30 protein-coding genes are annotated in these 25116 nt (G+C 71.8%); 16 read left to right on the forward strand and 14 right to left on the reverse strand.

What is annotated here, in order from left to right:
• Positions 1 to 7 precede the first annotated feature (7 nt).
• Positions 8 to 1189 carry an NADP-dependent malic enzyme gene (locus MUB56_RS23240; RefSeq protein WP_244929382.1) on the reverse strand — a complete coding sequence of 394 codons (1182 nt, stop codon included), beginning with the start codon at positions 1187 to 1189 and terminating at the stop codon, positions 8 to 10.
• Positions 1190 to 1336: 147 nt separating this feature from the next.
• Positions 1337 to 1669: a S24 family peptidase gene (locus MUB56_RS23245; RefSeq protein WP_244929383.1), complete on the reverse strand. Its 333-nt coding sequence runs from the start codon at positions 1667 to 1669 to the stop codon at positions 1337 to 1339.
• A gap of 114 nt (positions 1670 to 1783) precedes the next feature.
• Here MUB56_RS23245 and sodN point away from each other — a divergent pair, with 114 nt between their 5' ends.
• The 4 genes from sodN (at position 1784) to MUB56_RS23265 (ending at position 5720) form a co-directional block, all read left to right on the forward strand.
• Entirely contained in the window at positions 1784 to 2185 is a 402-nt protein-coding gene (sodN, locus tag MUB56_RS23250) for a superoxide dismutase, Ni (protein WP_244929384.1), read from the forward strand.
• A 785-nt stretch (positions 2186 to 2970) separates the two neighbouring features.
• Positions 2971 to 4314 (forward strand): hypothetical protein, encoded by a 1344-nt coding sequence (locus MUB56_RS23255; protein WP_244929385.1) that lies wholly within the window; start codon positions 2971 to 2973, stop codon positions 4312 to 4314.
• A gap of 163 nt (positions 4315 to 4477) precedes the next feature.
• Positions 4478 to 4903 carry an anti-sigma factor gene (locus MUB56_RS23260; RefSeq protein ID WP_244929386.1) on the forward strand — a complete coding sequence of 142 codons (426 nt, stop codon included), beginning with the start codon at positions 4478 to 4480 and terminating at the stop codon, positions 4901 to 4903.
• A gap of 1 nt (position 4904) precedes the next feature.
• Positions 4905 to 5720: an RNA polymerase sigma factor SigF gene (locus MUB56_RS23265; RefSeq protein WP_244929387.1), complete on the forward strand. Its 816-nt coding sequence runs from the start codon at positions 4905 to 4907 to the stop codon at positions 5718 to 5720.
• Between the two features lie 12 nt (positions 5721 to 5732).
• Here MUB56_RS23265 and MUB56_RS23270 read toward each other — a convergent pair whose 3' ends face one another.
• Positions 5733 to 6161, reverse strand: a complete 429-nt coding sequence (locus MUB56_RS23270; RefSeq protein ID WP_244929388.1) for a hypothetical protein — start codon at positions 6159 to 6161, stop codon at positions 5733 to 5735.
• A gap of 259 nt (positions 6162 to 6420) precedes the next feature.
• Between MUB56_RS23270 and MUB56_RS23275 the strand changes: the two genes are divergently transcribed.
• On the forward strand, positions 6421 to 6672 hold the full coding sequence (locus tag MUB56_RS23275; protein ID WP_011755173.1) for a WhiB family transcriptional regulator: 252 nt from the start codon (positions 6421 to 6423) through the stop codon (positions 6670 to 6672).
• A gap of 18 nt (positions 6673 to 6690) precedes the next feature.
• Here MUB56_RS23275 and MUB56_RS23280 read toward each other — a convergent pair whose 3' ends face one another.
• The gene (locus MUB56_RS23280) at positions 6691 to 8163 is read right to left on the reverse strand and encodes a PAS domain-containing sensor histidine kinase (RefSeq protein ID WP_244929389.1); all 1473 of its coding nucleotides are present in this window, start codon (positions 8161 to 8163) and stop codon (positions 6691 to 6693) included.
• Positions 8164 to 8246: 83 nt separating this feature from the next.
• Between MUB56_RS23280 and MUB56_RS23285 the strand changes: the two genes are divergently transcribed.
• From MUB56_RS23285 to MUB56_RS23300, 4 genes are read left to right on the forward strand one after another with little or no spacing between them, the layout of a single operon-like run.
• Complete coding sequence (locus MUB56_RS23285; RefSeq protein WP_244929390.1) at positions 8247 to 9095, forward strand: DUF2785 domain-containing protein; 849 nt, start codon at positions 8247 to 8249, stop codon at positions 9093 to 9095.
• 21 nt (positions 9096 to 9116) lie between these two features.
• Positions 9117 to 10793 (forward strand): acetolactate synthase, encoded by a 1677-nt coding sequence (locus MUB56_RS23290; protein ID WP_244929391.1) that lies wholly within the window; start codon positions 9117 to 9119, stop codon positions 10791 to 10793.
• Positions 10794 to 10797: 4 nt separating this feature from the next.
• The gene (locus tag MUB56_RS23295; protein WP_244929392.1) at positions 10798 to 11292 is read left to right on the forward strand and encodes a GNAT family N-acetyltransferase; all 495 of its coding nucleotides are present in this window, start codon (positions 10798 to 10800) and stop codon (positions 11290 to 11292) included.
• A complete protein-coding gene (locus MUB56_RS23300; protein WP_244929393.1) occupies positions 11289 to 11657 on the forward strand; it encodes a hotdog domain-containing protein in 369 nt (122 codons plus the stop codon). Before MUB56_RS23295 ends, MUB56_RS23300 begins: the two co-directional genes overlap by 4 nt.
• A gap of 242 nt (positions 11658 to 11899) precedes the next feature.
• Here the strand turns inward: MUB56_RS23300 and rsrA are convergent, their stop codons facing one another.
• The 6 genes from rsrA to MUB56_RS23330 all read right to left on the reverse strand — a co-directional run bounded on the left by rsrA (position 11900) and on the right by MUB56_RS23330 (position 16026).
• Entirely contained in the window at positions 11900 to 12199 is a 300-nt protein-coding gene (gene rsrA / locus MUB56_RS23305) for a mycothiol system anti-sigma-R factor (RefSeq protein WP_244929394.1), read from the reverse strand.
• Positions 12196 to 12840, reverse strand: coding sequence for a sigma-70 family RNA polymerase sigma factor (locus tag MUB56_RS23310; protein ID WP_244929395.1), 645 nt, complete (start codon positions 12838 to 12840; stop codon positions 12196 to 12198). The genes rsrA and MUB56_RS23310 overlap by 4 nt, the downstream gene beginning before the upstream one ends.
• Before the next feature lie 63 nt (positions 12841 to 12903).
• Positions 12904 to 13569 carry an alpha/beta family hydrolase gene (locus MUB56_RS23315; protein WP_244929396.1) on the reverse strand — a complete coding sequence of 222 codons (666 nt, stop codon included), beginning with the start codon at positions 13567 to 13569 and terminating at the stop codon, positions 12904 to 12906.
• A complete protein-coding gene (locus MUB56_RS23320; protein ID WP_244929397.1) occupies positions 13566 to 14348 on the reverse strand; it encodes an SOS response-associated peptidase in 783 nt (260 codons plus the stop codon). Before MUB56_RS23320 ends, MUB56_RS23315 begins: the two co-directional genes overlap by 4 nt.
• Positions 14349 to 14416: 68 nt before the next feature.
• On the reverse strand, positions 14417 to 15721 hold the full coding sequence (locus tag MUB56_RS23325; RefSeq protein ID WP_244929398.1) for a type II toxin-antitoxin system HipA family toxin: 1305 nt from the start codon (positions 15719 to 15721) through the stop codon (positions 14417 to 14419).
• 5 nt (positions 15722 to 15726) lie between these two features.
• Positions 15727 to 16026, reverse strand: a complete 300-nt coding sequence (locus MUB56_RS23330) for a helix-turn-helix transcriptional regulator (protein ID WP_244929399.1) — start codon at positions 16024 to 16026, stop codon at positions 15727 to 15729.
• 226 nt (positions 16027 to 16252) lie between these two features.
• On the opposite strand from MUB56_RS23330, the gene MUB56_RS23335 reads away from it, so the two are divergent.
• From MUB56_RS23335 to rsgA, 3 genes are read left to right on the forward strand one after another with little or no spacing between them, the layout of a single operon-like run.
• Positions 16253 to 16777: a DoxX family protein gene (locus MUB56_RS23335; protein ID WP_244929400.1), complete on the forward strand. Its 525-nt coding sequence runs from the start codon at positions 16253 to 16255 to the stop codon at positions 16775 to 16777.
• A 21-nt stretch (positions 16778 to 16798) separates the two neighbouring features.
• Positions 16799 to 18061 carry a 3-phosphoshikimate 1-carboxyvinyltransferase gene (gene aroA, locus MUB56_RS23340; RefSeq protein WP_244929401.1) on the forward strand — a complete coding sequence of 421 codons (1263 nt, stop codon included), beginning with the start codon at positions 16799 to 16801 and terminating at the stop codon, positions 18059 to 18061.
• Complete coding sequence (rsgA, locus tag MUB56_RS23345) at positions 18061 to 19053, forward strand: ribosome small subunit-dependent GTPase A (protein WP_244929402.1); 993 nt, start codon at positions 18061 to 18063, stop codon at positions 19051 to 19053. The genes aroA and rsgA overlap by 1 nt, the downstream gene beginning before the upstream one ends.
• A gap of 127 nt (positions 19054 to 19180) precedes the next feature.
• Here the strand turns inward: rsgA and MUB56_RS23350 are convergent, their stop codons facing one another.
• Positions 19181 to 19627 carry a DUF2231 domain-containing protein gene (locus tag MUB56_RS23350; protein ID WP_244929403.1) on the reverse strand — a complete coding sequence of 149 codons (447 nt, stop codon included), beginning with the start codon at positions 19625 to 19627 and terminating at the stop codon, positions 19181 to 19183.
• A 41-nt stretch (positions 19628 to 19668) separates the two neighbouring features.
• Here MUB56_RS23350 and hisN point away from each other — a divergent pair, with 41 nt between their 5' ends.
• The gene (gene hisN, locus MUB56_RS23355; protein WP_244929404.1) at positions 19669 to 20550 is read left to right on the forward strand and encodes a histidinol-phosphatase; all 882 of its coding nucleotides are present in this window, start codon (positions 19669 to 19671) and stop codon (positions 20548 to 20550) included.
• A gap of 73 nt (positions 20551 to 20623) precedes the next feature.
• Positions 20624 to 21055, forward strand: a complete 432-nt coding sequence (locus tag MUB56_RS23360; protein WP_244929405.1) for a CBS domain-containing protein — start codon at positions 20624 to 20626, stop codon at positions 21053 to 21055.
• Between the two features lie 37 nt (positions 21056 to 21092).
• Here the strand turns inward: MUB56_RS23360 and lepB are convergent, their stop codons facing one another.
• The gene (lepB, locus tag MUB56_RS23365; RefSeq protein ID WP_244929406.1) at positions 21093 to 21833 is read right to left on the reverse strand and encodes a signal peptidase I; all 741 of its coding nucleotides are present in this window, start codon (positions 21831 to 21833) and stop codon (positions 21093 to 21095) included.
• Positions 21834 to 21985: 152 nt separating this feature from the next.
• On the opposite strand from lepB, the gene MUB56_RS23370 reads away from it, so the two are divergent.
• A complete protein-coding gene (locus MUB56_RS23370) occupies positions 21986 to 22354 on the forward strand; it encodes an FKBP-type peptidyl-prolyl cis-trans isomerase (protein WP_244929407.1) in 369 nt (122 codons plus the stop codon).
• 15 nt (positions 22355 to 22369) lie between these two features.
• A complete protein-coding gene (locus MUB56_RS23375; protein ID WP_244929408.1) occupies positions 22370 to 23539 on the forward strand; it encodes a lactate 2-monooxygenase in 1170 nt (389 codons plus the stop codon).
• A 48-nt stretch (positions 23540 to 23587) separates the two neighbouring features.
• Here the strand turns inward: MUB56_RS23375 and MUB56_RS23380 are convergent, their stop codons facing one another.
• A complete protein-coding gene (locus MUB56_RS23380) occupies positions 23588 to 23836 on the reverse strand; it encodes an RNA-binding S4 domain-containing protein (protein WP_244929409.1) in 249 nt (82 codons plus the stop codon).
• A 4-nt stretch (positions 23837 to 23840) separates the two neighbouring features.
• On the reverse strand, positions 23841 to 25103 hold the full coding sequence (locus MUB56_RS23385; protein WP_244929410.1) for a DUF445 domain-containing protein: 1263 nt from the start codon (positions 25101 to 25103) through the stop codon (positions 23841 to 23843).
• Positions 25104 to 25116: the final 13 nt, after the last annotated feature.

Consider the following 25116-nt stretch of genomic DNA (forward strand, 5'->3'; position numbering starts at 1 on the left):
CTCGAACCTAGCGCCGCGCGACGCCGTCGCGCCGGGCGGCCTCGGCGACCGCCGAGGAGACCGCGCCGGGCACCCGCGGGTCGAACGGCGAGGGAATGATCATGTCCTCGGCCAGGTCGTCGCCGACGAGCGCCGCGAGCGCCTGCGCCGCCGCGAGCTTCATGCCCTCGGTGATCGCGGTGGCGTGCGCGTCGAAGGCCCCGCGGAAGATGCCGGGGAAGGCCAGCACGTTGTTGATCTGGTTCGGGTAGTCCGAGCGGCCGGTGGCGACCACGCGGGCGTGCCGGTGCGCGACCTCGGGGAGCACCTCCGGCGTGGGGTTCGCCAGGCCGAAGATGATCGCGTCCGCGGCCATCGGGGCGATCTGCTCCTCGGGGACGTTGCCGCCCGAGACGCCGATGTAGACGTCGGCGCCGACGAGCACGTCGGCCAGCGAGCCGGTCCGGCCGGTCAGGTCGGCGGTCATCTCGGCCAGCGCCTTCTTGGTCGGCGTCAGGTCCTCCCGCGAGGAGTGCAGGACGCCCTTGCGGTCGACGACGACGCAGTCCTTGATGCCGGCCTCGAGCAGGATCTTGGTGACCGCGACGCCCGCCGCGCCCGCGCCGCCGATGACGACCCGCGTCGACTCGAAGGTGCGACCGGTGAGCTTGAGCGCGTTGGTCAGCGCCGCCAGTGCCACCACGGCGGTGCCGTGCTGGTCGTCGTGGAAGACCGGGATGTCGAGGAGGGCCTTGAGCCGGTCCTCGATCTCGAAGCAGCGCGGCGCCGAGATGTCCTCCAGGTTGATCCCGCCGAAGCTGGGGGCGATCCGGACGACGGTCTCGATGATCTCCTCGACGTCGGTGGTGTCCAGGCAGATCGGGATGCCGTCGACGCCGCCGAACTGCTTGAACAGCACGGCCTTGCCCTCCATCACCGGCATCGCGGCCGCCGGCCCGATGTCGCCGAGGCCCAGGACGGCGGTGCCGTCGGTCACGACGGCGACGGTGTTGGGCACCCAGGTGTAGTGCTGGGTCATCGCGGGGTCGGCGGCGATCGCCTCGCACACCCGGGCGACGCCGGGGGTGTAGGCCATCGACAGGTCGTCGCGGCCCGCGAGCGCGACGGTGGAGCTGATCTCCATCTTGCCCCCGACGTGCAGGTCGAAGACCGGGTCGCCGGCGTGCGGGTGGGGCTGTGCTTCGTTCATGGTGACCGGTGCTTTCCAGGCGCGAGGCCGTCGGAACTCGGGGCTCCGGCTCAACACGGGCAGGGTGGTGCCGTGGAACCAGGTGCACGGGGCAGGTGGGATCTCAGCAGTCTCGCACAGGGTTCCTCCGGACCCGGGTGGGTTCCGTCACAACCACCGGGCCGGCCGGGGGCGCGGCCACAGCCTGGCCCGGACCACCGCGACCACGTCCTCGTCGGCGACCGGGCCGCGGTGGCGGGAGTCGACGCCGACGTCGGGGTTGTCGCTCAGCAACCACCAGCCCGCGCCGCCGGCGCGCGTCGTACGACGCTCCGTGGCGCGCTTGACGACGACGGTGCCGTCGGCGAACCGCGCCACCACCAGCCGGCCGGCTCCGAGCGTCCCGCGGTGATCGACGAGCAGCCGGTCCCCCGCCCGCAGGACGGGGAGCATGGAGTCGCCGGAGACATGCGCCAGGCCGAGCAGGGGTACCCGTCCCATCAGACGTCGGACTCCTCGAGCTGCGCGGACCACACGGAGTAGTCTCGCAGCCGAGACCGCTTGCCCCGGGCGGCGTGCTCCGACAACCGAAGACGTCACGACGAGAGGACCCGCATGTTCGCGCGACTGTTCGCACCCACCCTCGAGGTTTCCGCCCACTGCGATCTGCCCTGCGGTGTCTACGACCCGGCCCAGGCCCGGATCGAGGCCGAGTCCATCAAGGCGATCATCGCGAAGGTCGCCGACAACGACGACCCGGACTTCCGCACCCGCGCCATCCTCATCAAGGAGCAGCGCTCCGAGCTGGTCAAGCACCACCTGTGGGTGCTGTGGACCGACTACTTCAAGCCCCCGCACTTCGAGAAGTACCCGCAGCTGCACGCCCTGGTGAACGAGGCGACCAAGCTCGCCGGTGCCGGTGGCACCAAGGGGGAGCTCGACGCCGCGAAGGCGGACGAGCTGCTCGCGAAGATCGACGAGATCGCCGTGATCTTCTGGGAGACCAAGAAGGGCTGAGGCCCTATCTCGCAGGTCTCCACCTGCGCGTTCGCACCCCTCGACGCCGCCTCGGTCCCACGACCGGGCGGCGTCGTGCGCGTCCAGACCGCCGGTGCGCTCCCGACCAGGTCACACAGAGACCGACTGCGGCGGCGTTTGCCTGACTCGCGCGTTCACCCGCGGCCGGGCATCGGGAGCGCTACGGTGCGTCGATGACGGCACAACCCGGCGAGCACGACACGGGGTCCGTGTCGATGAGTGCGAGCGGGCAGTCGTCGGCCATGGACGTCGAGGCGACCGCGCCGTCCTCGCCGTTCCCCCTGGCCCCGCGAACCCGGGGCCGGCCACCCGGCAGTGTGCCGAGAGCCTCTGCCCAGCCTCCGCAGATCAGCGATTCGCCCAGCGCCTTCTCGTCGTGGTCGCCGGTCGGGTCCGACCCCCACCCCCTCGACCGGTTGCCCCCGCGAGAGCGCATGACCGGTCGGGGTGTGGAGTCCGGTTGGTCCCCCTTCGGCTCCCCGCCGCCGCACCGACCGGACGGTCCCTCTCCGCTGGACCGTCTGCGCGCGCCTCAGCCCACTCCCGACCCCCCGTCGCGGGTGGCGCCCGGGAAGGGTGGCCCTCCCAAACGCAAGGCCCGCGAAGCTCTCGGCGAGGCACCGGACCACGTCGAACCCGGACGGGACGCGGTGCTGGAACAGGCGCAGCGCGAGCCGCACGAGGAGCGCCCCGCCAAGCGCGCCCGCAAAGACCTCGGACCGACCCGAACCCTGTTCTCACCGAGGAACACCCAGAGCGCGCGCATGCGGGGAACCGTCGACAAGATGACCGGCAACGACCGCGCCGGGCGGCAGAATCTCGTCACGGTGCGGTACCACCGGCCCTTCGACCGGGAACGGGTCCAGCAGATGCTGGATCACATGTGCGCCCTCATCTGGCACTCGATCCAGGGAGGGCCAGAGGTCCAGGCCATGTACGTCGGCCGGCAGATCTTCGTCGCGTCCAACAAGACCAACGAGGTCCAGCGCTATGTCCAGGCCGCCCTCGCCACCCTCGAAGACGACCCCCGGCTGACGATGGGCTCGGCGTTGACCAGGGTGGCCGCCGCGACGCGCGGACGCGTGCTGACGTCCGCGCCGGAGCAGACTGTGCCCGACCAGCCCGACGAGCTCGCGGAGCCGGCCGACCTGGACGCCGAGTCCGCGGACGACGGACCGGCCATGGCGACTGCGGCCGCCGAGCCGACACCGCGCAAGAAGACCAAGAAGAGGTCCTTCAGGCCGCCGACGGAGCCGGTCCTGAGCGCGGCGGTGAAGCTCACCTCGATGGAGGAGAGAGAGCGATCCGGGAAGTTCGCCGACCCCCAGGAAGGAGCCGCCGCGCTTCGTGACTTCCTGCGAGGTCCGGCATCGGCGGAGCTGTTCACCACCATCAGCCGGGAGGAGGCCGCGCGGAAGCTCGCCGCGCCGCCGGCCCAGGACGCGAGACTCCAGCTCTACTTCGTCGAGGCCCTCGGTGGCGGCGACGAGCTGGAGACCCACGCCGAGCAGCAGCTCCTGTGGGCGCTTCTCGCTGCGTCGCAGCGTCACGGCGACCTGAGGTCGCAGACCGTCTACTTCAACGGCACGAAACGTCCGTGTCTGGGGTGTTTCCTGGCCCTCACCTTCGCCCACGAAAAGCTCGGACTGTCCGGGTTGAGGTTCGGCGCGCGTCCCGGACTGCACTGGAACAAGTCGGCGAACACCGCGATGGAGTTCGCCTTCGACTTCGCCACGGGCATGAGCGAGGACGTCATCTGCACCTGGTTCGCGGACGAGCTGGACAAACGGGCGAAGGACGGTCTGAACGTCAGCCTGGGCCAGGTGCATCGGGAGAAGTTCCGGAAGCTGCTGGCGACGCGCGGTCGCGCCGCGAAGGCACCGAAGAGCTCCGCGAGTCCCGGCTCCGCACTCCCCACCCGGCTGCCCCAGCACGATGGGGACGGGCCGCGCGCCCTGACCGGAGCGGGTGGCGACGCCTCGTACAACACCGACTCCGACTCCGAGCTGGACGAGGCACAGTTCGCGAACAAGGACGTCGAGTCGTTGGTTGGCCAGTCCGCTGGTGCCGTCCAGAAGCGATTCAGAGCCCGAGCGATTCGTCACTAGCGAGCTCCCGGGTCGGGCCGGCGCAGGTCGAGAGCGTCGAGGGCCGCGAGGAGTTCGCACCCGAGTCGACGACGGGCACCCATCCGGCGGTCGGCCCCACTGCGTCGGATCGCCCGCGGTGGCCTAGGGTTCCGGCCAGGTCACCTGCGACGAAGGACGAACGATGGCTGTGAGCGATCCCGACCCGCGATCGGCGCGCGCCGACGTCGAGCTGCGGCTGCCCGCCGACGGGGCGTACGTCTCCGTCCTGCGCACCACCACGGCCGGCCTGGCGGCCCGCCTCGACTTCACCATCGACGACATCGAGGATCTCCGGATCGCGGTGGGCGAGGCGTGCGCGATGGTCCTGCCCGAGGCCGACCCGGGCTCCTCGCTGCTCGCCCTCTTCCACCTCTCCCCCTCCCGACTCACCGTGTCGGTCGGCGTGCAGACCTCCTCGGCCGCCACCCCCGACTACGACAGCTTCGCGTGGCAGGTGCTGACCACCCTGGCCGGCGACGCCGCCGTCGACTCCACAGCCGGTCAGTTCACCGTCACCTTGATGATGGAGTCGAGCGCCCTGCCGGCCGTGCCCCGAGCAGACGCCTGACATGGATGGCCCCACTCGGGACCCGATCGCCATCCCGGACCTACCGCCCACCGGCATCGAGATCACCCGTCGCCGCAGCGCCGAGCTGTTCGTCGTCCTGCGCGACGAGTCGCAGAGCGAGACCGGCCGCGACGGCGCCAGGGACGCCCTGGTGCGCCTGCACCTGCCTCTCGTCGAGCACTGCGCGCGTCGGTTTCGCAACCGCGGCGAGCCGTTCGAAGACCTCGTGCAGGTCGGCACCATCGGCCTGATCAAGTCCGTCGACCGCTTCGACACCGAACGCGGCGTGGAGTTCTCGACGTACGCCACCCCGACGATCATCGGCGAGATCAAGCGCTACTTCCGGGACAAGGGGTGGGCGATCCGGGTGCCGCGGCGCCTCCAGGAGCTGCGGATGCAGATCGGCTCCGCCAGCGCCGAGCTGACCCAGTCGCTCGGCCGCTCCCCCACCCCGCGAGAGCTCGCCGAGGTCATCGGGTGCAGCGTCGAGGAGATCGTGGAGGGCATCGAGTCCAGCAACGCGTACTCCACGCTGTCCCTGGACGCCACCGACGACTCCGACGACGGCTCGGCCACGATGCTCGACGCCATCGGTGTCGACGACGCGGGCCTCGAGCACGTCGAGATCCGTGAGTCGCTCAAGCCGCTGCTCGACCGGCTCGACGCCCGCGAGAAGAAGATCCTGCTGCTGCGGTTCTTCAAGAACATGACGCAGTCGCAGATCGCCCAGGAGATCGGCGTCTCGCAGATGCATGTCTCCCGGCTGCTCAGCCGCACGCTGGAGCAGCTGCGGACCTCGCTGGAGCAGGCCGACTAGCCGACTGGCTGGCTACCTGGCTTCCGGCCCGTCCGGCCCGTCCTCACGGGTCGCTCCGGTCGGGTCGTCCACGAGCGCGGCGGTGCTGTCCGGATGGAAGATCCCGACCAGGACGGCCACCGCCACCACGGCCAGGACGATCGACACCGCGGTGGTCTCGCCACCCCGGAAGCTCCACGCCACGCCCAGCTGGATCAGCTGGGCGAGCACCACCGGCGCTCGTGACCAGCCGGCGAGCCGGGTCAGGCCCCAGGCGCACAGGGCCAGGGCGGCGCCGTACACCAGGAAGAACAGCGCGGTCGTGAGCCCCATCGTGACTCGCACCGACGAGATGTTGACCAGCTCCAGGACCGCGCTGGCGATCAGCACGACCGCCTCCAGGGCGGCCAGGACGGCTGCCACGAGGAGCGGACGGGGCAGGGTGGGTCGAGAGCCGGTCACGGCGGACAGCGTAGACACCGGTGCCGCAGGAACATTCGGGGTACCGCAGGTCGTTGCCCATCCCGGCAGCCGCCGACGGACGGAGCCGGCGCCCTGTGATGAACGAGACCACGCCGGGTCTTGTTTAACGCTTCAATCCTTGCCAGGCTGGACCGGCGCTCGTGAACGCGTTCACATCGTGATGCCCACCCGAGCTTTCCGCAGGCCTGAGCTGCCCCTGGCCTGCACGTGCGTAGTAGAGATGAGGGATTCCCCAGCCATGGATTGGCGCCACCGTTCCGCGTGCCTCGACGAGGACCCGGAGCTGTTCTTCCCGATCGGCAACACCGGTCCGGCCATCCTCCAGATAGAGGAGGCCAAGCAGGTGTGCCGACGCTGCGAGGTGCGCGAGCAGTGCCTCGCGTGGGCGCTCGAGGCTGGCCAGGACCACGGGGTCTGGGGCGGCCTCAGCGAGGACGAGCGACGCGCACTCAAGCGCCGCAACGCCCGAGCCCGCGTCCGCACCGCCTGACCCCGCTTCACACAAGGCTCACTCCAGCGGTACGTCCACCACGGCGCGCGTCCCGGCTCCTCCGGGAGCCGGGCCGAGCTCCAACTGACCATTGAGCTCGGACTCGACCAGGGTCCGGACGATCGAGAGCCCCAGGTTCGTCGACCCGTCGAGGGTGAACCCGTCCGGCAGCCCCCGACCGTCGTCGTCGACGGTGAGGTGCAGCCGGCCCACGATCCGCTCGACCCGCACCAGGATCTCGCCGGTGTCGTCACCGGCGGGGTCGTAGCCGTGCTCGACGGCGTTCTGGAGGATCTCGGTCAGCACCATCGCGAGTGCGGTCGACCCGTCCGACGGGAGTACGCCGAACGAGCCCTCCCGACGGACCCGGACCCGGCCGCCGATGGCGCTGACCTCGGTGACCATCGCGCCCAGCCGGTCGGCGATCTCGTCGAACTCGACGAAATCCTCGCCAGCCTGGCTGAGCGTCTCGTGGACGATCGCGATCGACCCGACCCGTCGTACGGCCTCCTCGAGAGCGGCCTTCGCCGACTCCGAGTCGATCCGGCGTGCCTGCAGCCTCAGCAGCGCGGCCACGGTCTGCAGGTTGTTCTTGACCCGGTGATGGATCTCCCGGATCGTCGCGTCCTTGGTGACCAGCTCGCGGTCTCGGCGCCGCAGGTCGGTCACGTCACGGACCAGGATCACCGCCCCGAGGTGCTCGCCCTGGGGCCGCAGGGGAATGCTGCGCACGATCAGCGAGACGTCGTCGGAGCCGATCTCGGTGTCGCGGTGCGCGCGGCCGCCGAGCACCGCGCTCAGCGTCTCCTCGTCCGGCCGCTTGCGGGGCGGGACCAGGTCGCGGGTCAGGTCCGCGAGGGCCAGGCCCGCCAGGTCGCCGGACAGCCCCAGCCGCCGGTAGACCGACAGCGCGTTCGGGCTGGCGTAGACGACCCGGCCGCCGGCGTCGACTCGGAGGAACCCGTCACCCACCCGCGGCGAGTCGGCGTGGTCGCTGCGCTGACCGGGCGACGGGAAGTGCCCGTTCGCGATCATCTGGGTCAGGTCGGCCGCGGTCTGCAGGTACGACAGCTCCAGCCGGCTGGGCGTGCGCACCCCGAGCAGGTTGGTGTTGCGGCCGACCACGCCGATCACGCGACCGGCTCGGCGCACCGGAATGGTCTCGACGCGGACCGGGACGTCGTCACGCCACTCCGGATCGCCCTCGCGCACCAGGCGCCCGTCGCGGTAGGCCGCGTCGAGCATCGGCCGGCGACCGGCGGGGACGAAGGTGCCGACGATGTCGTCGACGTACGCCGTGGGCCCGGTCGTCGGGCGCATCTGCCCGGCCGCCCAGAACCCGCTCCCCTCCCGGTCGGGCAGCCACAGCACCAGGTCGGCGAAGGACAGGTCGGCGATGATCTGCCAGTCCGCCTGCAGCAGCTGCAGCCAGGCGACGTCCGTCTCGTCCAGGTCGGTGTGGCTGCGGACCAGCTCGCTGAAGGTGGGCACGTGGCCAGGCTAGTGGCGTGAAGCACGGGGCCAGCCGAGGCCCATGGTCCAGAGCGGGCCGGATCTTTGGCAGGATGGCCCCCATGTCGGGGTCCTACTGGAAGCAGGTCCACGCCGCCGGTCTGGCGGTGCCCGAGGACCGCCCTCTCGACGATCTCACCGCGGAGCTGACCCGGATGCTCGGCGATCCCGACCCCGAGCTGCGCGACGGGATGGCCTACCCGACGCTGTCGACCTGGGTCCGGCGCGGGGTGTACGACGACCTGCTCACCGGCCTCGGCGACGGCATGGCCGCCGGCCTGGCGGTCCGGGTCGGCGAGGTCGAGGACGACGGGGTCTTCCGACGCAGCTATTCCGCCCGGGTCCTGGGCGAGTGCATCACCCGGGACAACCAGCGGCCTCTCGTCCCCAGCGGCAAGATGCTCGAATGGGGCGACCGGCTGGCCACCTGGCTGTTGCGCGAGCGCGACCTGCGCGGCTTCGTCCCGGGCCAGGGCTGGGCGCACGCGGTCGCCCACGGCGCCGATGCGCTCGGCGCCCTCGCCGGCTCGCCACACCTCGAGCAGCCCGAGCTCACCGTCCTCCTCGACGTCGTCGCCGACCGGCTGGTGCTGCCGGTGGACCGGCTGTTCACGAACGGTGAGCCCGACCGGCTCGCCCAGGCCGTCCTGCGGGTGCTGCGTCGCGACGTCGTACCGCTGGCGATCCTGGAGCCGTGGGTGGCCCGGCTGGCCGCCGCGGCGGGCACCCGGTCGTCGTACGACGACCGCGACCCGCACCTCGTCGGCGGCAACGCCGAGGCCTTCCTGCGCGCGCTCTACCTCCAGCTCGCCCTCGGCCCGCGCCCGCCCGCGGTCCGCTCCGACCTGCTCCTCGTGGTCGTCGACGCACTGCGCGCGACGAACCCCGAGTACCTCGCCCCGCGGGCGTGACCGGCGGGTAACGTCCGGCCCATGACCGACGTCACAGTGCCCGACGCAGGATCCCACTCAGGGCCCGCCACCCCCACCGAGGACCTGTCCGGCCACGCCGGCGAGCTGGCGGTCGCCGTCGCCCGCGCACACGGGGTGGAGACCCTGTTCACCCTGTCCGGCGCCCACGTCTTCCCCCTCTACGACGGCGCGGTGAAGGCGGACCCGCCGATGCGGATCCTCGACGTCCGCCACGAGCAGACCGCGGCGTTCGCGGCCGAGGCGACCGGCAAGCTGACCCGGGTCCCCGGGCTGGCTGTGCTGACGGCGGGCCCGGGCGTCACGAACGGGGTGAGCGCGATCGCGCAGGCCCAGTTCGCCGGCTCGCCGATGGTGGTCGTGGGCGGGCGGGCCCCGCAGAACCGCTGGGGCACCGGCAGCCTGCAGGAGCTCGACCAGCCGCCGATCATCGCCCCGGTCGCCAAGCTGGCCCGGACTCTGCCGACCGCGGCCGACGTACTGCCGGGACTCGACGAGGCGTTCGCCGCTGCCGGCTCATCGCACCGCGGTCCGGTGTTCGTCGACGTACCGATGGACGAGCTCTTCGGCTCCGCCTCCGGGCCGGTGCCGGTGGCCGCCCGTCCCACCCCGGTCGAGCCCGACGGCGACGCCCTGGACCGGATCGCCGCCCTGCTCGCCGGCGCCTCCCGGCCCGTGCTGGTGCTCGGCACCGACGTGTGGGCCGACGGAGCGGAGGTCGCCGCGCTCCGCTACGTCGAGGCGGCGGGGCTACCGACCCTCACCAACGGGATGGGGCGCGGGATCCTGCCCGGCGGTCACCCGTTGCTGGTGACCAAGGCCCGCGGCAAGGCGCTGAAGGAGGCCGACCTGGTCGTCGTGGTCGGCACCCCGCTCGACTTCCGGCTCTCCTACGGCGTCTTCGGGGACGCGCGCGTCGTGCACGTCGCCGACTCCCCCGGCCAGGTCTCCGGGCACGCCACCTTGGCAGCGTCCGTCGCCGGCCACCTGCCTGCGGTGTTCGACGGCCTGCACGCCCGCTTCGCCGGCGGCGACTGGGCGTCCTGGACGGCCGACCTGCAGGACACCGTCCGCGTCGGCGCCGCCCGGGACGCCGAGCTGCTCGGCGCCGAGGCCGATCCGATCCACCCCGCCCGCATCTACGGCGAGCTGGTCCCGCGCCTGGAGTCCGACGCCGTGGTCGTCGGCGACGGCGGCGACTTCGTCAGCTTCGCCGGCAAGTACGTCGAGCCGCAGCAGCCCGGCGGCTGGCTCGACCCCGGGCCCTACGGCTGCCTCGGTGCCGGTCTCGGCGCGGCGATCGCCGCTCGGCTGGCCCGGCCGTCCGCGCAGGTGGTGCTGCTGCTCGGCGACGGTGCCGCGGGCTTCTCGCTGATGGACGTCGACACCCTGGTGCGCCACGGGCTGCCGGTGGTGATGGTAATGGGCAACAACTCCGCCTGGGGCCTGGAGAAGGGCCCGATGCAGATGCTCTACGGCTATGACGTCGCGGCCGACCTGGCGCCGCGCACGGCGTACGACGAGGTGGTCAAGGCGCTGGGCGGGGGTGGCGAGACCGTCACCGACCCGCGCCGGATCGGGCCCGCGATCGACCGCGCCTTCGCGGCGAACGTGCCGTACCTCGTCAACGTCATCACCGACGTCGACGCCGCCTACCCGCGCTCCACCTTCGGGATCTGACCCGGTGTCCGACCTCATCGTGCGGAGAGCGGATCCGGCCGACTACGCGAGCGCCGGCGCGGTGACCCTGGCGGCGTACCAGCCCTTCACCGGCGACGCGGCCGACGACGACTACGTCGCCCGGCTCGCCGACGCGGCGTCCCGCGACGTCGAGGCCGAGCTGTGGGTCGCCACGTCGGGCGAGGGCACGGTGCTCGGCTGCGTGACGATCTGTCCGCCCGGCTCCCGGTGGCGCGAGATCGCGCGCGACGACGAGGGCGAGTTCCGGATGCTCGCGGTCTCCCCCGACGCCCAGGGCCGCGGGGTCGGGCGGGCGCTGGTCGACCTGGTGCTCGACCGGTTCCGCTCCGACGGCGCCTCGGCGGTGGCGCTCTCGAGCCTGCGCGAGATGACCGCCGCGCACCGGCTCTACGAGCGGCTGGGCTTCACCCGGCTGCCGGAGCGGGACTGGAAGCCGCGCCCCGACGTCGACCTGATCGCCTTCCGGAGGTCGCTGTGACGCTCACCGCCACGCTGACCTTCACCGTGACCGACGCGGACACGGCGGTGGCCGTCGGCTCGGGCTCGCTCCCGGTGCTCGGCACCCCGCGCCTGCTGGCCTGGTGCGAGGCGGCCACCTGTGCGGCCGTCGAGCCGTCCCTCTCGCCCGGGTCGACCTCGGTCGGCACCCGGGTCTCGCTGGAGCACCTGGCACCGTCGGTGGTCGGCCAGCAGGTCGAGGTCACGGCCTCGTCGTCGTACGTCGACGGCCGCCTGCACCGCTTCACCGTCGCCGCGCGCAACGTCGGGTCCCCGAAGATCGTCGCGTCCGGCGAGATCACCCGAGTGGTCGTCGACGCCGAACGGTTCATGTCCCGGCTCTGATTTCACCTCAGCGGGCAGATTTGAGAGACTGTCTGATGGCCCTCTGTCTGGGTCGACACCGATTCCCCGAGGAGATCACCATGGGCAAGACCGGCCGCAAGCGTCGCGCTCGCAAGAAGAAGGGCGCGAACCACGGCAAGCGCCCCAACGCCTGAGCGCAGGCACCACGCATCCGAACCCCCGAGCCCGCTGGGCCGGGGGTTCGTTGCGTGATGGTGGACGGCGGCGGGACCGTCGCGAGCTCAGGAGTCGCTGATGCGGACCTGGACCTCGCGGATCCGGAACATCACCCGCTGGCGCAGCTCCTCGGGAGCCGCCTCCGAGCAGGACCGGGCGACGACCGACTTCACGGTGCGCTGGAGGTCGTACTTCTCCAGGCACGGGTTGCAGGTGTCCAGGTGGGCCCGGACGACGTCGCAGTCGGCCTCGGCGAGCTCGTTGTCGATGAAGTAGACGATCTGCTCGAGGTAGTCGGCGCACTCGCGCTCGGACACCTCGCCGTGCTCGTGGCCGGCGTGACCGGCGTCGTCGATGGTGCTCACTTGTCGCCCCTCTCGCGGCCGACGGTCAGCAGGTCGTTGGTGCGGACGTAGTCCTGGAGCATGTCGCGCAGCTGGCGGCGACCGCGGTGCAGGCGGGACATCACGGTCCCGATCGGCGTCTCCATGATCTCGGCGATCTCCTTGTAGGCGAACCCCTCGACGTCGGCGAGGTAGACCGCGAGCCGGAACTCCTCCGGGAGTCGCTGGAGCGCGTCCTTGACCTGCGAGTCGGGCAGGTGCTCGAGCGCCTCGGTCTCGGCGGACTTCAGCCCGCTGGACTGGTGCGACTCGGCGCGCGCGAGCTGCCAGTCCTCGACGTCCTCGGCCATGGACTGCTGCGGCTGGCGCTGCTTCTTGCGGTAGGTGTTGATGAAGGTGTTCGTCAGGATCCGGTACAGCCAGGCCTTCAGGTTGGTGCCGGGCCGGAACTGGTGGAACGACGAGAACGCCTTCGCGAAGGTCTCCTGCACCAGGTCCTCGGCGTCGGCCGGGTTGCGGGTCATGCGCATCGCGGCGGAGTAGAGCTGGTCCAGGAACGGCAGGGCGTCGCGCTCGAAGCGCGCGACCCGGTCGGTCTCGGTCTCGGTGGCGACGTCGACAGCCTCGAGGTCGTCGAGCGTGGCGTCGGTGAAGTCAGTCATCGTCGCCCAGCCTACGCCGGGGGCGGGTGCTTCCAGGAGTGCCGTCACGCAGGGTGGAACACCTCATTCTGGCGCGCCATTCCCGGCCACGTTGCCCACGACCTCCCGCACCAGCCACTCCAGCGTCGACTCCACCACGATCTCCATGGCGTCGGCCTGTGAGATCCCAGCACGTGCGGGGACCTTCAGGCCGTGGTCGGCGCCCGGTACGACGCTCAGCTCGGTGTCGGGCGGGAACTCCTCCGGCCGGCCCAGCGCGTCGTTCTCGCCCTGCACGACCAGGGTCGGTACGCCGGCTCCGGTCAGCTCGGACAGCCGGGACTTCTCCGGCTTGCCAGGCGGGTGCAGCGGGAACGACAGCGCGAGGCAGCCCGCCGCGCCGACCTGCGCCGCACAGCGGGCGGCGGAGCGGGCGCCCGCCGAGCGGCCGCCGAGCACCAGTGGCCCGGTCTCCTCCAGGGCGGCGACCGCGGCGAGGAGCGCCTCGTCGAGGGTCGGGGGCGCGGTGGCGACCTTCCGGCCGGCGAGCCGCCACGGCTGCTCGAGAAGGACGACGGTGAAGCCCTGCCCGGGCAGCGCGGCAGCCAGCGCGGCCAGGTCGCGCGCGTCGATCCCGCCGCCGGCTCCGTGGCTCAGCAGCACCGTCGCCGCGGGGTCTGCCGCGGCATGGGTGACCAGCCGGGCCTCGCCGCGGGGTGTCTCGATGCGCCGCTCGACCGGGGCGCTCATTCGGCGACCGCCTCGATCTCCTCGATCTCCGCGAGTGGCAGCGGCTCGACGAGCTCGGCACCGTTGTTGCGGACGTTGTTGACCAGCGTCGGCACGGCGTACGCGTCGAGCATGCCCGGGGCGGCCGGGGTGAGCAGGTCGAGCAGCGCGTCGGAGGACTGCTCCGGGTCCAGCCACTCCGACCAGCGCTCGCGCTCGACCATCAGCGGCATCCGGTCGTGGATGTGGCCGAGGGAGTCCTCGGCGTCGGTGGTGATCACCGTGCAGGTCCAGCGCCACCGGGCCGGGTCGTCGTCGGCCCTCGTCGGGTCGCGCCACAGCTCGTAGAGGCCCGCCATCGCGAGCGTGCCGCCGTCCTTGGGCCGGATGAAGAACGGCTGCTTCACCGGCTTGCCGTTCTTCTGGGTCTGCGAGGTGGGGTACCACTCGAAGTAGCCGTCCGCCGGTAGCAGGCAGCGCCGCTTCGCGAACGCCTTCCGGTACGCCGGCTTCTCCGCCACCGTCTCCATCCGGGCGTTGATCATCCGGCTCCCGATCGACGGGTCCTTGGCCCAGGACGGCACCAGTCCCCAGGTGAGCACCCGCAGCTGGCGCACCGCCTCGGTCGGCTCCGTGCGCTCCCCCGACTTCTTGGGAGGCCGCTCCAGGACGGCGTACACCTCTTTCGTGGGCGCGACGTTGTAGTCGGGCTCGAGCGGCGCCTCGATCATCTCCTCGGCGATCTCGAACTCCTCGACGAGGTCCTCGGGGCGTCGCGTGGACGCGTACCGGCCGCACATGCGACCCACCCTAGTGGCGCTTCGCTCCCAGGTTCCGGCGAGTCTGGTGGGGAGTTCGGGGATCCCGGTCAGCTCTTGCCGATACCGAGGGTGGCGTGGGCGCGGGAGACGCCCTCGATCTCGGCCCGGGGAACCTGGGCCTGGGCCGCGAACTCCGGCCAGGCTTCCACCGCCTCGCGGACCCGCCGGAGATCGGCCTTGGCCGCCGGGATCCGGTAGGTGTCGGCCAGCTTCAGCATCATCTCGTCGGTGATGCCCGCGAAGACCCCACCGACGCCCATGCAGTGCTGCCCCATGTAGGGGTGCCCGGGCACGTTGGCGTACGTCAGGTCGTAGGCCGGGGAGAGCTGCCAGGTGTGGGTCTCGGGGTCCAGGAGGAACGAGTGGTTCTTCGTGTGGTCGTCGTGGTTGACCGCCGCGACGTTGAACACCATCCGCCTGAACGCCTCACGCAGCTCCTCCTCGCTTCCGTCGAGCGTGCGGATCGTGTCGAACAGCTGGGCGTAGTCGTGGGTGGCGACCAGGTCGTTGTCGAGGCCCCTCATGCCGCACAGCGTCGCCATGTGCACCCGCCGCGGCCCGCCGGGCCGGTCGAAGCGGCGGGTGAGGAAGTGCGCGCGGCCGTTCTCGTGAAGGAGCTTGGTCTCGGTCATCGTGATGCCGGCCTCGAGTGCCATCAGGTAGTAGGCGTACTCGATGCGGGTGTACTGCTGAGTGTCGGCCAACGTCCTCGCGTCCGTCACGCCGTCGAACTTCAGCAGCCACGCGGACTCCCCGTCCCGCGGCGGCAGCGACCCAGCGGTGATCTCCGCACTGGTGTCGTCGATGTTCACCACGGCCTTCGGCCGCGCCCCGCCTGCCGAGGTCCCGACCTTCAGGATCTGCGCGACCGCGTGCGAGGTGGCCGGCCCGTCCTCGTCGAGTCGAGCCTCGATCGCTCGGCGGGCCGCCATGGTGAGCTCAGCCAGGTCGAGGACGTCGGGCCGCTCACTCCCGGGGCTCTGGACAGGGCGGAAGGCCAACGCACCCATGGCCCGATCGCCGACGTAGGCGAGACGGTCCAGGGGCGTGATGTCGCCGGAGCTGACGCCCTGAGTGGCCAGCCAGGCGTCGATGAGCGCGTTACCGAACCGGTCGGGCAGGGAGTCGGCCAGCATCGGGGGGAGGTGGTGGAAGGTCTCGGGGCTCAGCCGTGGGAAGCGGAAGATCGGGGCGCGGGCCTGGTGCGACATGAGGAACGGCGCAAGCTCGGGCCCGGTACGACGCCACTGCGGGTCGTACTGGAACGCTCCGGTGCGCCCTTGCATCGTCACCGCGCCCACCAGCCGGTCTCCGTAGCGGACCTCGATGACTGCTGCGTGCTGGAACGGCACGGAGCTCAGCTCCTCTTCACCCGTGCCGGGCCGCGGCGAGCTGCCTTGGCTGCCTTGCGCTCCTGCTCCAGCACCTCCAGAGGGCTGAGCTCGGTGCGCGGCGTGAACACCTCGAGGGCGTCGACCTGATCGAGGGCCTGCAGGACGGCCACCAGCGTGCCCATCGACACCCCGGAGCCGCTCTCCAGGCGGTGCACGGCAGCACGTGACAGCCCGGCCCGCTCGGCAAGCTCCAGCTGGGAGTAGCCCTGATCGATGCGCCACTGCCGGAGCGCCGCCCCCAGCCGCTCCTCAACCTCCCGCACACTGTCTCGTTTCACAGGCATTAGTGTGCCAGATGACCATAATGTCGCAATAACGAGACAGCCAGAACCGCAGAATTCCCGGGCTCCGTGGAGTGCGCAGGAAGCTCCCGAACGGCTGGCGTCGTCAGGGTGCGTGCCGTGGCCGCGCGAACCGATCGACGACTGCTCGCTCGCACCCGAGGCCGCGAGGCGCTTGGACGGGTAGCACCCCGGGTAAGAAGTAGGCATGACCGTCAGCCGTCTCGTCGCCCGCCCCATGCTCGCCTCGATGTTCCTCGTCGGGGCCGTCACCGCGCTGAAGAACACCGAGGCCACCGCGGCCAAGGCGAAGTCCGTCACCGACAAGGTCGTGCCCACGATCAAGAAGGCTGGCATCCCGCTGCCCGAGGACCCGGCCACCCTGGTCCGGCTCAACGCGGGCCTCCAGCTCGCCGGTGGGCTCGGCCTCGCCACCGGACGTGCCCCCCGGCTCTCGGCCGCCGTGCTGGCCGCCTCGCTGGTGCCGACGACGGTTGCCGGCCACCGGTTCTGGGAGGTCTCCGACCCCGCCCAGCGGACCCAGCAGAAGCTGCACTTCTTCAAGAACGTCTCGGCACTCGGCGGCCTGATCATCGCCGCGGGCGACACCGACGGGAAGCCGGGTGTCGTCTGGCGGACCCGACGGGTCGCCAAGGACGCCCGCCGTGAGGCCGGGCACCTTGCGGCGACCGCCCGGCGCGAGGCCCGGCTGGCGAAGGCCAAGGTCACCTGAGCCGGCACTAGAGTTCTGCGGGTGACGAGCGTCCCCGATCCCTGGCCCTCCCCCCGCGCGACCGCTCCGGTCGACGCCGTCGTCACGCTGCCCGGGAGCAAGTCGTTGACCAACCGCGCCCTGGTGCTGGCGGCGGTGGCCGATGGCCCCTCCGTCGTACGACGGGCGCTGCGCTCGCGCGACACGGCGCTGATGGCCGCGGCCCTGACCTCGCTCGGCTCGGCGGTCGACACCGGCGGGGAGGACTGGACGGTCACCCCGGCGCCGTTCGCGGGCGACGCCGCGGTCGACGTCGGCCTCGCCGGGACCGTCATGCGCTTCGTCCCGCCGATCGCGGGGCTCTCCGCGGGCACGGTGTCCTTCGACGGCGACGCGCACATGCGCACCCGCCCGGTCGGCGAGGTGCTGACCGCGCTGCGTGGACTCGGGGTCGACATCGACGGCGACGCGCTGCCGTTCCGGCTTCGCGGTCGTGGCGCCGTGCGCGGCGGCACCGTCGTGGTGGACGCCTCGGCGTCCTCCCAGTTCATCTCGGCGCTGCTGCTGGCCGGTGCCCGCTACGAGCAGGGCGTGGACGTGCGCCACGACGGCAAGCCCGTCCCGTCCCTCCCCCACATCGACATGACCGTCACGATGCTGCGTCAGCACGGCGTCGAGGTCGACGATGCCGGGGCCAACCGGTGGACGGTCGCCCCCGGACCGGTGCGAGCCGTCGACCACGTCATCGAGCCCGACCTCTCCAACGCGGCACCGTTCCTGGCCCTGGCCGCGGTCTCGGGCGGCACCGTCACGGTGCGCGACTGGCCCCGGGAGACGACCCAGGCCGGCGACGCGCTGCGCGAGATCCTCACGCAGATGGGCTGCCGGGTCGCGTTCACCGACGCCGGGCTCACCGTCACCGGACCCGACGAGCTCCAGGGCGTCGACCTCGACCTGCACGACGTCGGCGAGCTCGCCCCCGCGGTCGCGGCGCTCTGCGCGCTGGCGACCACCCCGTCCCACCTGCGCGGCATCGCCCACATCCGGCACCACGAGACCGACCGGCTCGCGGCCCTCGCCAAGGAGCTCGGCGGCCTCGGCGCCGACGTCGTCGAGCGCCCCGACGGGCTCTCCCTGCGCCCGGCGCGCCTCGGGGGCGGGCTGTTCCACACCTACGGCGACCACCGGATGGCCCACGCGGGAGTCATCGTCGGCGCCGCGGTCGACGGCGTACTGGTCGAGAACATCGCCACCACCGGCAAGACCTTCCCCGACTTCGCCGACTTCTGGTCCGGGCTGTTCTGATGACGACCGGGCGCTACTCCGACCAGGACGTCGAGCACTACGACCGGCCTCGTCGCAGGACCCGCCCCCGCACCAAGGAGCGCCCGACGTACGACGACGCGGTGGCCGGCGTCGTCGTGACCGTCGACCGGGGCCGCTACACGCTGCTCGTCGAGGGGCGGACCGTGATGGCGATGAAGGCCCGTCCCCTGGGCCGCAAGGGTGTCGTCGTGGGCGACCGGGTGCGCGTCGTCGGCGACGTGTCCGGTGTCGACGGCAGCCTGTCCCGGATCGTCGAGGTGACCGAGCGGCTCACCGTGCTGCGTCGGACCGCCGACGACGACGACCCGGTCGAGCGGATCATCCTCGCCAACGCCGAGCAGCTGGTGATCGTCACCGCGCTCGCCGACCCCGAGCCGCAGCCCCGCCTGATCGATCGGGCCCTGGTGGCCGCCTTCGACGCCGGCATGCAGCCGCTGCTGTGCCTGACCAAGGCCGACCTGGCCGACCCCGAGACGCTGCTCTCGACGTACCGCTCCCTGGGGGTGCCCTGGGTCGTGACCCGACGCGGCGGCGACCTCGCCGAGGTGCGCGAGCGCCTGCAGGAGCGAACCAGCGCGCTGATCGGCTCCAGCGGCGTCGGCAAGTCCACCCTGGTCAACGCGCTGGTGCCCGACGCCCACCGGGAGGTGGGCATCGTCAACGCGGTGACCGGACGCGGCAGGCACACCTCCACCTCGGCCTACATGCTGCCGCTGCCGGGAGGCAGCGGCTGGATCATCGACACCCCCGGCATCCGCTCCTTCGGGCTCGCGCACGTCCGGCCCGAGCACCTCATCGAGGCCTTCCCCGACCTCGACGAGATGACCGAGGACTGCCCGCGCGGGTGCACGCACGGCGACGACGAGCCCGAGTGCGGACTCGACGAGGCCCTCACCGCCGCCACCGTCGACCCCGACCGGGTCGCGTCCTTCCGCCGACTGCTCGCCGCCCGCAGCGAGCCGTTGTACTAAGTCGAGTCGTGCCCCCTGACGGTTGAGTCCGGGATCCTGACCGTTGAGTCCGGGGTCCTGAGCACCAGACTCCCCGACTCAACGGTCAGGGGGCCCGACTCAACGGTCAGGGGGCCCGACTCAACGGTCAGGGGGAGGTGCCGTACCAGGCGATCTGCGCGCCGGCGTCGCCGACGAGCACGGTGGTGACGGCGGTGAAGAGGGCCAGCGCGCCGACGAGTACGGCGAGCACGAGCCGGGTCGGACCGGTGCGGGTGTGCAGCCAGGCCGCGACGAACGAGACGAGCGCGAACGCGGTGACGCTGATCCGGAGCACGCCGGCCCGGTCCTCGTGGGTCTTCACGAGCTCGGCGAGCGGGCCGCCGTACTCGTTGGCCTCGGTCAGCTGCTCGCCCGACAGGTAGGCGACCCAGACCGAGACGGTGGCGATGAGGACCGAGACGACCAGCGGCCAGCGCAGCCGGTCACGCCAGCGCGGTACGGCGTAACCGAGCCCCGCGAGGGCGGCCAGGGGCCCGAAGACCACCGCCGCATGGACGACCAGGGCATGCAGGGGAAGTCCGTTGATCTCCATGGTTGAACATTAAGTGAGTTTGCTGAAAGTAGCCTGTGCTCGTGCCCACCGACTTCACCGACGACCTGCGCCTCGCGCACGTCCTCGCCGACGACGCAGACTCGCTCACGATGGCGCGGTTCAAGGCGCTCGACCTGCACGTCATGAGCAAGCCCGACCTGACCCCCGTCACCGACGCCGACGAGGCCGTCGAGGAGATGATCCGGCGCACCCTGGGCCGCGCCCGATCCCGCGACGCCATCACCGGCGAGGAGCAGGGCTCAACCGGCCACAGCCAGCGCCGCTGGATCATCGACCCCATCGACGGCACCAAGAACTTCGTGCGCGGCGTGCCGGTCTGGGCAACGCTGATCTCCCTGGTCGTCGACGACGAGGTGGTCGTCGGCGTGGTGTCCGCCCCGGCACTCCAGCGCCGGTGGTGGGCCTCGACCGGCAACGGCGCCTGGACCGGCCGGTCGCTGCTCAAGGCGACCCGGTGCCAGGTCTCCGACGTACGCCGGCTGGAGGACGCCTCGCTGTCGTACGCCTCGCTGGACGGGTGGGACGACCGCGGCCGGCTCGACGACTTCCTGTCCCTGATGCGGCGCTGCTGGCGGACCCGGGCGTACGGCGACTTCTGGTCCTACATGCTGCTCGCCGAGGGGGCCGTCGACATCGCGGCCGAGCCCGAGCTCGAGGTCTACGACATGGCCGCCCTGGACGTCATCGTGCGCGAGGCGGGCGGACGGTTCACCTCGCTCGACGGCACCGACGGGCCGTTCGGGGGCAACGCGCTGGCGACCAACGCCCACCTGCACGAGGCCGCGCTGTCCTTCCTCGGCTCGCTGGGCGATGACGACGACGACCCCGACGTACGACGGACCGGTCCCGGCTCCGTCAGCGACCTGCGTCCGCGGCGCCCACCGACCCAGGACCTGTCCTAGACGTCCCCGACTGGGCGTAGAAATGTGACGGTCCTCAGCACTACGGTCAAGACATCCTGACCTGGAGGTGCAGATGCACATCGGTGACGTCCTGAGGGCCAAGGCCAACCCGGCTGTCGTGACCATCGGCCCGGATGCCGGCGTGCGCGAGCTGCTCGCGCTGCTGGCCGAGCACAACGTCGGCGCCCTGATCGTGAGCGCGGACGGCACGAGCGTGGACGGCATCGTCAGCGAGCGCGACGTCGTGCGCCGCCTCCACCACGACGGGACGGTCGTCAACAACACCGTCGGAGCGATCATGACCACCGCCGTCGAGACCTGTGCGCCCGACAGCGACCTCGACACGCTGATGAAGACGATGACCGAGCGTCGGGTCCGGCACGTCCCGGTGGTCGACGGAGGCCGGCTGGTGGGCATCATCAGCATCGGCGACGTGGTGAAGCACCGGATCGACCAGCTGGAGTTCGAGCGCGACCAGCTCGACAGCTACGTCCACCGGACCTAGCCGGGCCTGCCGACCGCCGACCGCCGCGCGCCCGAGGTCAGTCGAGGTCGGCGAAGGTGGCCGGCTTGTCCAGAATCGAGAACCGGCTGGCCGGCCAGACCCGTGCGAAGACCTTGCCGACGACCAGGTCGGCCGGCACGAACTCGCTGCCGGTCACGCACTCGGTCTCGTCCTCGCGGCACAGGTGCTCGGAGGAGTCGGCCGAGGCGTCGCGGTGGTCACCCATCACGAAGAGCTCGCCCTCGGGCACCGGCCCGGCCGTCCAGTCGGCCTCGCAGTCGGTCACCATCGGGCCGTCGCAGTCCAAGTCGTTGCGGGTGAAGTCGGCCTCGATCGGCTTCCCGTTGACCAGGAGCCGGCCCTCGTCGTCGCAGCACTCGACGACATCCCCCGCCACGCCGATCACCCGCTTCACCAGGTGCCCGCCGGTCGGGTAGAGCCCGACCTTGCCGAGCACCTTGCCCACCGGACTGGTCGGGCCGACCGTCTCACCCTCACCGAGCCAGCCGCCCGGGTCCTCGAAGACGACGACGTCGCCGCGCTCGGGGGTGCCGCCGCCCCAGTAGGAGACCTTCTGGACCAGGATCCGGTCGTTGATCTCCAGGCCGGGCTCCATCGAGCCGGACGGGATGTAGAAGGCCTGCATGAAGAAGGTCTTGACGATGAACGAGAGCACCAGCGCCACTCCCAGGAGCACCACGGTCTCCTGCCACAGCGAGAGGCGCCGCTCGCGCCGGGGAGTGGGCCGGGGCGAGGTGGCCCCCTCGTCGTCGTGCACGTCCACCCTGCTCCCCGCTCTCCCGACCCGACAGCACACCGGGCGGGGCAATGGTGGCATGCCGAACTGAGAAACCCACGTCCGGCTCGTCGAGAACGAGCGAGAGCGCCGGCTCGTCGAGCCGGATCGTGGGCGTCGCCTAGGGTGGTTTCATGGACAAGCCCGAGATCGACTTCCCCGACTTCGACCCGCCCACCGACCTCGTGATCGAGGACCTCACCGTCGGCGACGGCCCCGAGGCCAGCGCCGGCCAGACCGTCTCGGTCCACTACGTCGGCGTCGCCCACTCGACCGGCGAGGAGTTCGACGCCTCCTACAACCGCGGCGACACGCTGAAGTTCCGCCTCGGCGTCGGCCAGGTCATCTCCGGCTGGGACACCGGCGTGCAGGGCATGAAGGTCGGTGGCCGGCGCAAGCTCATCATCCCGCCCCACCTGGGGTACGGCGACCGCGGCGCCGGCGGCGCGATCAAGCCCGGCGAGACGCTGATCTTCGTCGTGGACCTCATCGCCGTCTCCTGACCGGAGCCTGACCCGATGGCGCACTTCGGCGACCACCAGTCGTCGATCTACTTCAACGGCATGTTCCTGGGCCAGACCCCGGACCTGCCGACCGACTTGGGCGCCCTCGAGGCGCGGGCCGCCGAGGTGCTCTCCCCCGAGGCGCTGGGCTACATCGTGCCCAGCGCCGGGGGCGGCGCCACCGCCCGGGCCAACGTCGCGGCCTTCGACCGCTGGCGGATCGTGCCGCGGATGCTGCGCGACCACGCGCTCCGCGATCTGGCCACCGACGTACTCGGCACCTCGATGGCGGCGCCGGTGCTCCTCGGACCGGTCGGCGTACAGACCTTGGCCCATCCCGACGGCGAGCTCGCGACCGCCCGCGCCGCCACCGCGCTCGGACTCCCCTACGTCCACTCGACGCAGGCCAGCCACTCCATCGAGGAGGCCGCCGCGGCCAGCGACGGCGGGGCGCGGTGGTACCAGCTGTACTGGCCGACCGACCCGGAGCTGTGCGAGAGCTTCCTGTCGCGGGCCGAGGCCGCCGGCTACACCCACCTCGTCGTCACCGTGGACACCACGCTGCTGGGCTGGCGCCCGCGCGATCTCGATCGCGGCTACCTGCCGTTCCTCCAGGGCGTGGGCATCGCCAACTACACCAGCGACCCGGTCTTCCAGCGCCGCCTGGAGAAGCCGGTCGAGGAGGACCCCGGCGCTGCCGGCATCGCCTTCGCCTCGGTCTTCCCCAACCCGGGACTCGACTGGGACCAGCTCCCCTGGCTGCGCGAGCGCTGGGCCGGCCCGATCCTGCTGAAGGGGATCCAGCACGTCGACGACGCCCGGCTGGCCGCCGAGCACGGCGTGGACGGGATCGTCGTCTCCAACCACGGCGGCCGCCAGGTCGACGGAGCCGCCGCGTCGCTCGACCAGCTGCCCGCGATCGCCGAGGCGGTCGGCGACCGGCTCGCCGTACTCTTCGACTCCGGCATCCGGTCGGCGCCCGACGTGGTCAAGGCGCTCGCCCTCGGCGCCGACGCGGTGCTGCTGGGGCGGCCCTACCTCTACGGCCTGGCGCTCGCCGGCCAGGCCGGCGTCGAGCACGTGCTGCGCTGCCTGCTCGCCGAGCTCGACCTCACCCTCGGCAACGCCGGCTACCGCACCCACCGCGACCTGGGCCGGGACTCCCTGGCCGCCGCACCCCGATAGTCCCTGACCTTACGTACGCCCGCTACGGGTGCGGAGCGTCAGGGACTGTCACCAGGGCAGGTCGTCGGAGGTCGACTCGTCGGAGACCCGGGCCGCCTGGGGGCCGAGCGTGACCACGTCGCCCTTCACCAGCTGACGGCCGCGACGGGTCTCGACCTCGCCGTTGACGCTCACCTCTCCGGCAGCGATGACCGGCTTGGCCTCCGCCCCCGACTCGACCAGGTTCGCCAGCTTGAGGAACTGGCCGAGCCGGATCGACTCGTCCTTGATCGCGACGTCGAACGGCTCGGAGCTCATGGGACTAGTCAACCAGCACCGAGATGGTGTGGATCAGCACCCCGACCAGGCCGCCGACGATGGTGCCGTTGATGCGGATGAACTGTAGGTCGCGCCCGACGTGCAGCTCGATCCGGCGGGCGGCCTCCCGGCCGTCCCAGCGCTCGATGGTGTGCGTGATGACCGCGGTGAGCTCCTCGCCGTACCGCTCCACGGCGAAGACGGCCGCGTCCGCGGCCATGCCGTCGATTCGCCCGCGGAGAGTGGGGTCGTCGACGAGTCGCTCCGCGAACGCGTGGACCTCGACGAGCAGGCGCTGGCGCAGCGCCCCGTCGGGGTCCTGCAGCGACGAGGTCAGCACCCGCCGCAGGGCGTTCCACAGCGAGGTCGCCGACGCCAGCACCTGCGGGTGGTCGAGCAGCCGCTCCTTGAAGCGCTCCGTGCGGGCCTGGGTGTCGGGGTCCTCGAGGAGGTCGTGCGCCAGCTGGGCCAGCATCGAGTCAAGGGCGGCACGGGCCTGGTGCCGCGGGTCGTCGCGGATGTCGGCCACCCAGCGGACCAGCTCGACGTGGATCCGGCTGCTGACCCGCTCGTTGAGCCGCGGCGGCGTCCACCACGGCGCCCGCTCGACCAGCACCTCGGCGACCGTGTCGGGGTTCGCGACCAGCCAGTCGTGCAGCTCGCGCAGCGCCAGATCGACCAGCGCGTGGTGCAGATCGTCGCGCAGCGTCTCGTCGAGCAGGCTTCCGAGCAGCGGGGCGATCGGCTCCTCGCGGAACCGGGGCACCAGCGCGTCGCGCACCAGGCTCTCCACGTGCTCGTCGCGGACCTTGCCCAGACCGATCGCGGCGACGTCCGAGGCCTCCTCGACGACCCGGCGGGCGTTCGCCGGTACCCGCAGCCAGCGGCCGACCCGCAGCGAGACCGTGGCCGCCGCGATCCGGTCGCGGATGATCCCCTCCTGAAGGAAGTTCTCCCCGAAGAACTCCTCCAGCCCCTGGGCCAGCTGGTCCTTGCGGCGCGGGATCAGCGCGGTGTGCGGGATCGGCAGCCCGAGCGGGTGCCGGAACAGGGCCGTCACCGCGAACCAGTCGGCGATGGCACCGACCATCGACGCCTCGGCGCCGGCGTTGACGAACCCGAGGAACCCGTCGCGGTCCAGCGTGGCGACGTACACGACAGCCGCCAGCAGCAGCAGCGACACCGCGACGGTGCGCATCTGGCGCAGGCCGCGGCGGCGTACCTCGTCGGCTGCCGGATCCCCGGTGATCATCTCGATGGTCGCCATCCGGCGATTCTTG

The sequence above is a fragment of the Nocardioides sp. W7 genome (genome assembly GCF_022919075.1).
GTDB lineage: Bacteria > Actinomycetota > Actinomycetes > Propionibacteriales > Nocardioidaceae > Nocardioides.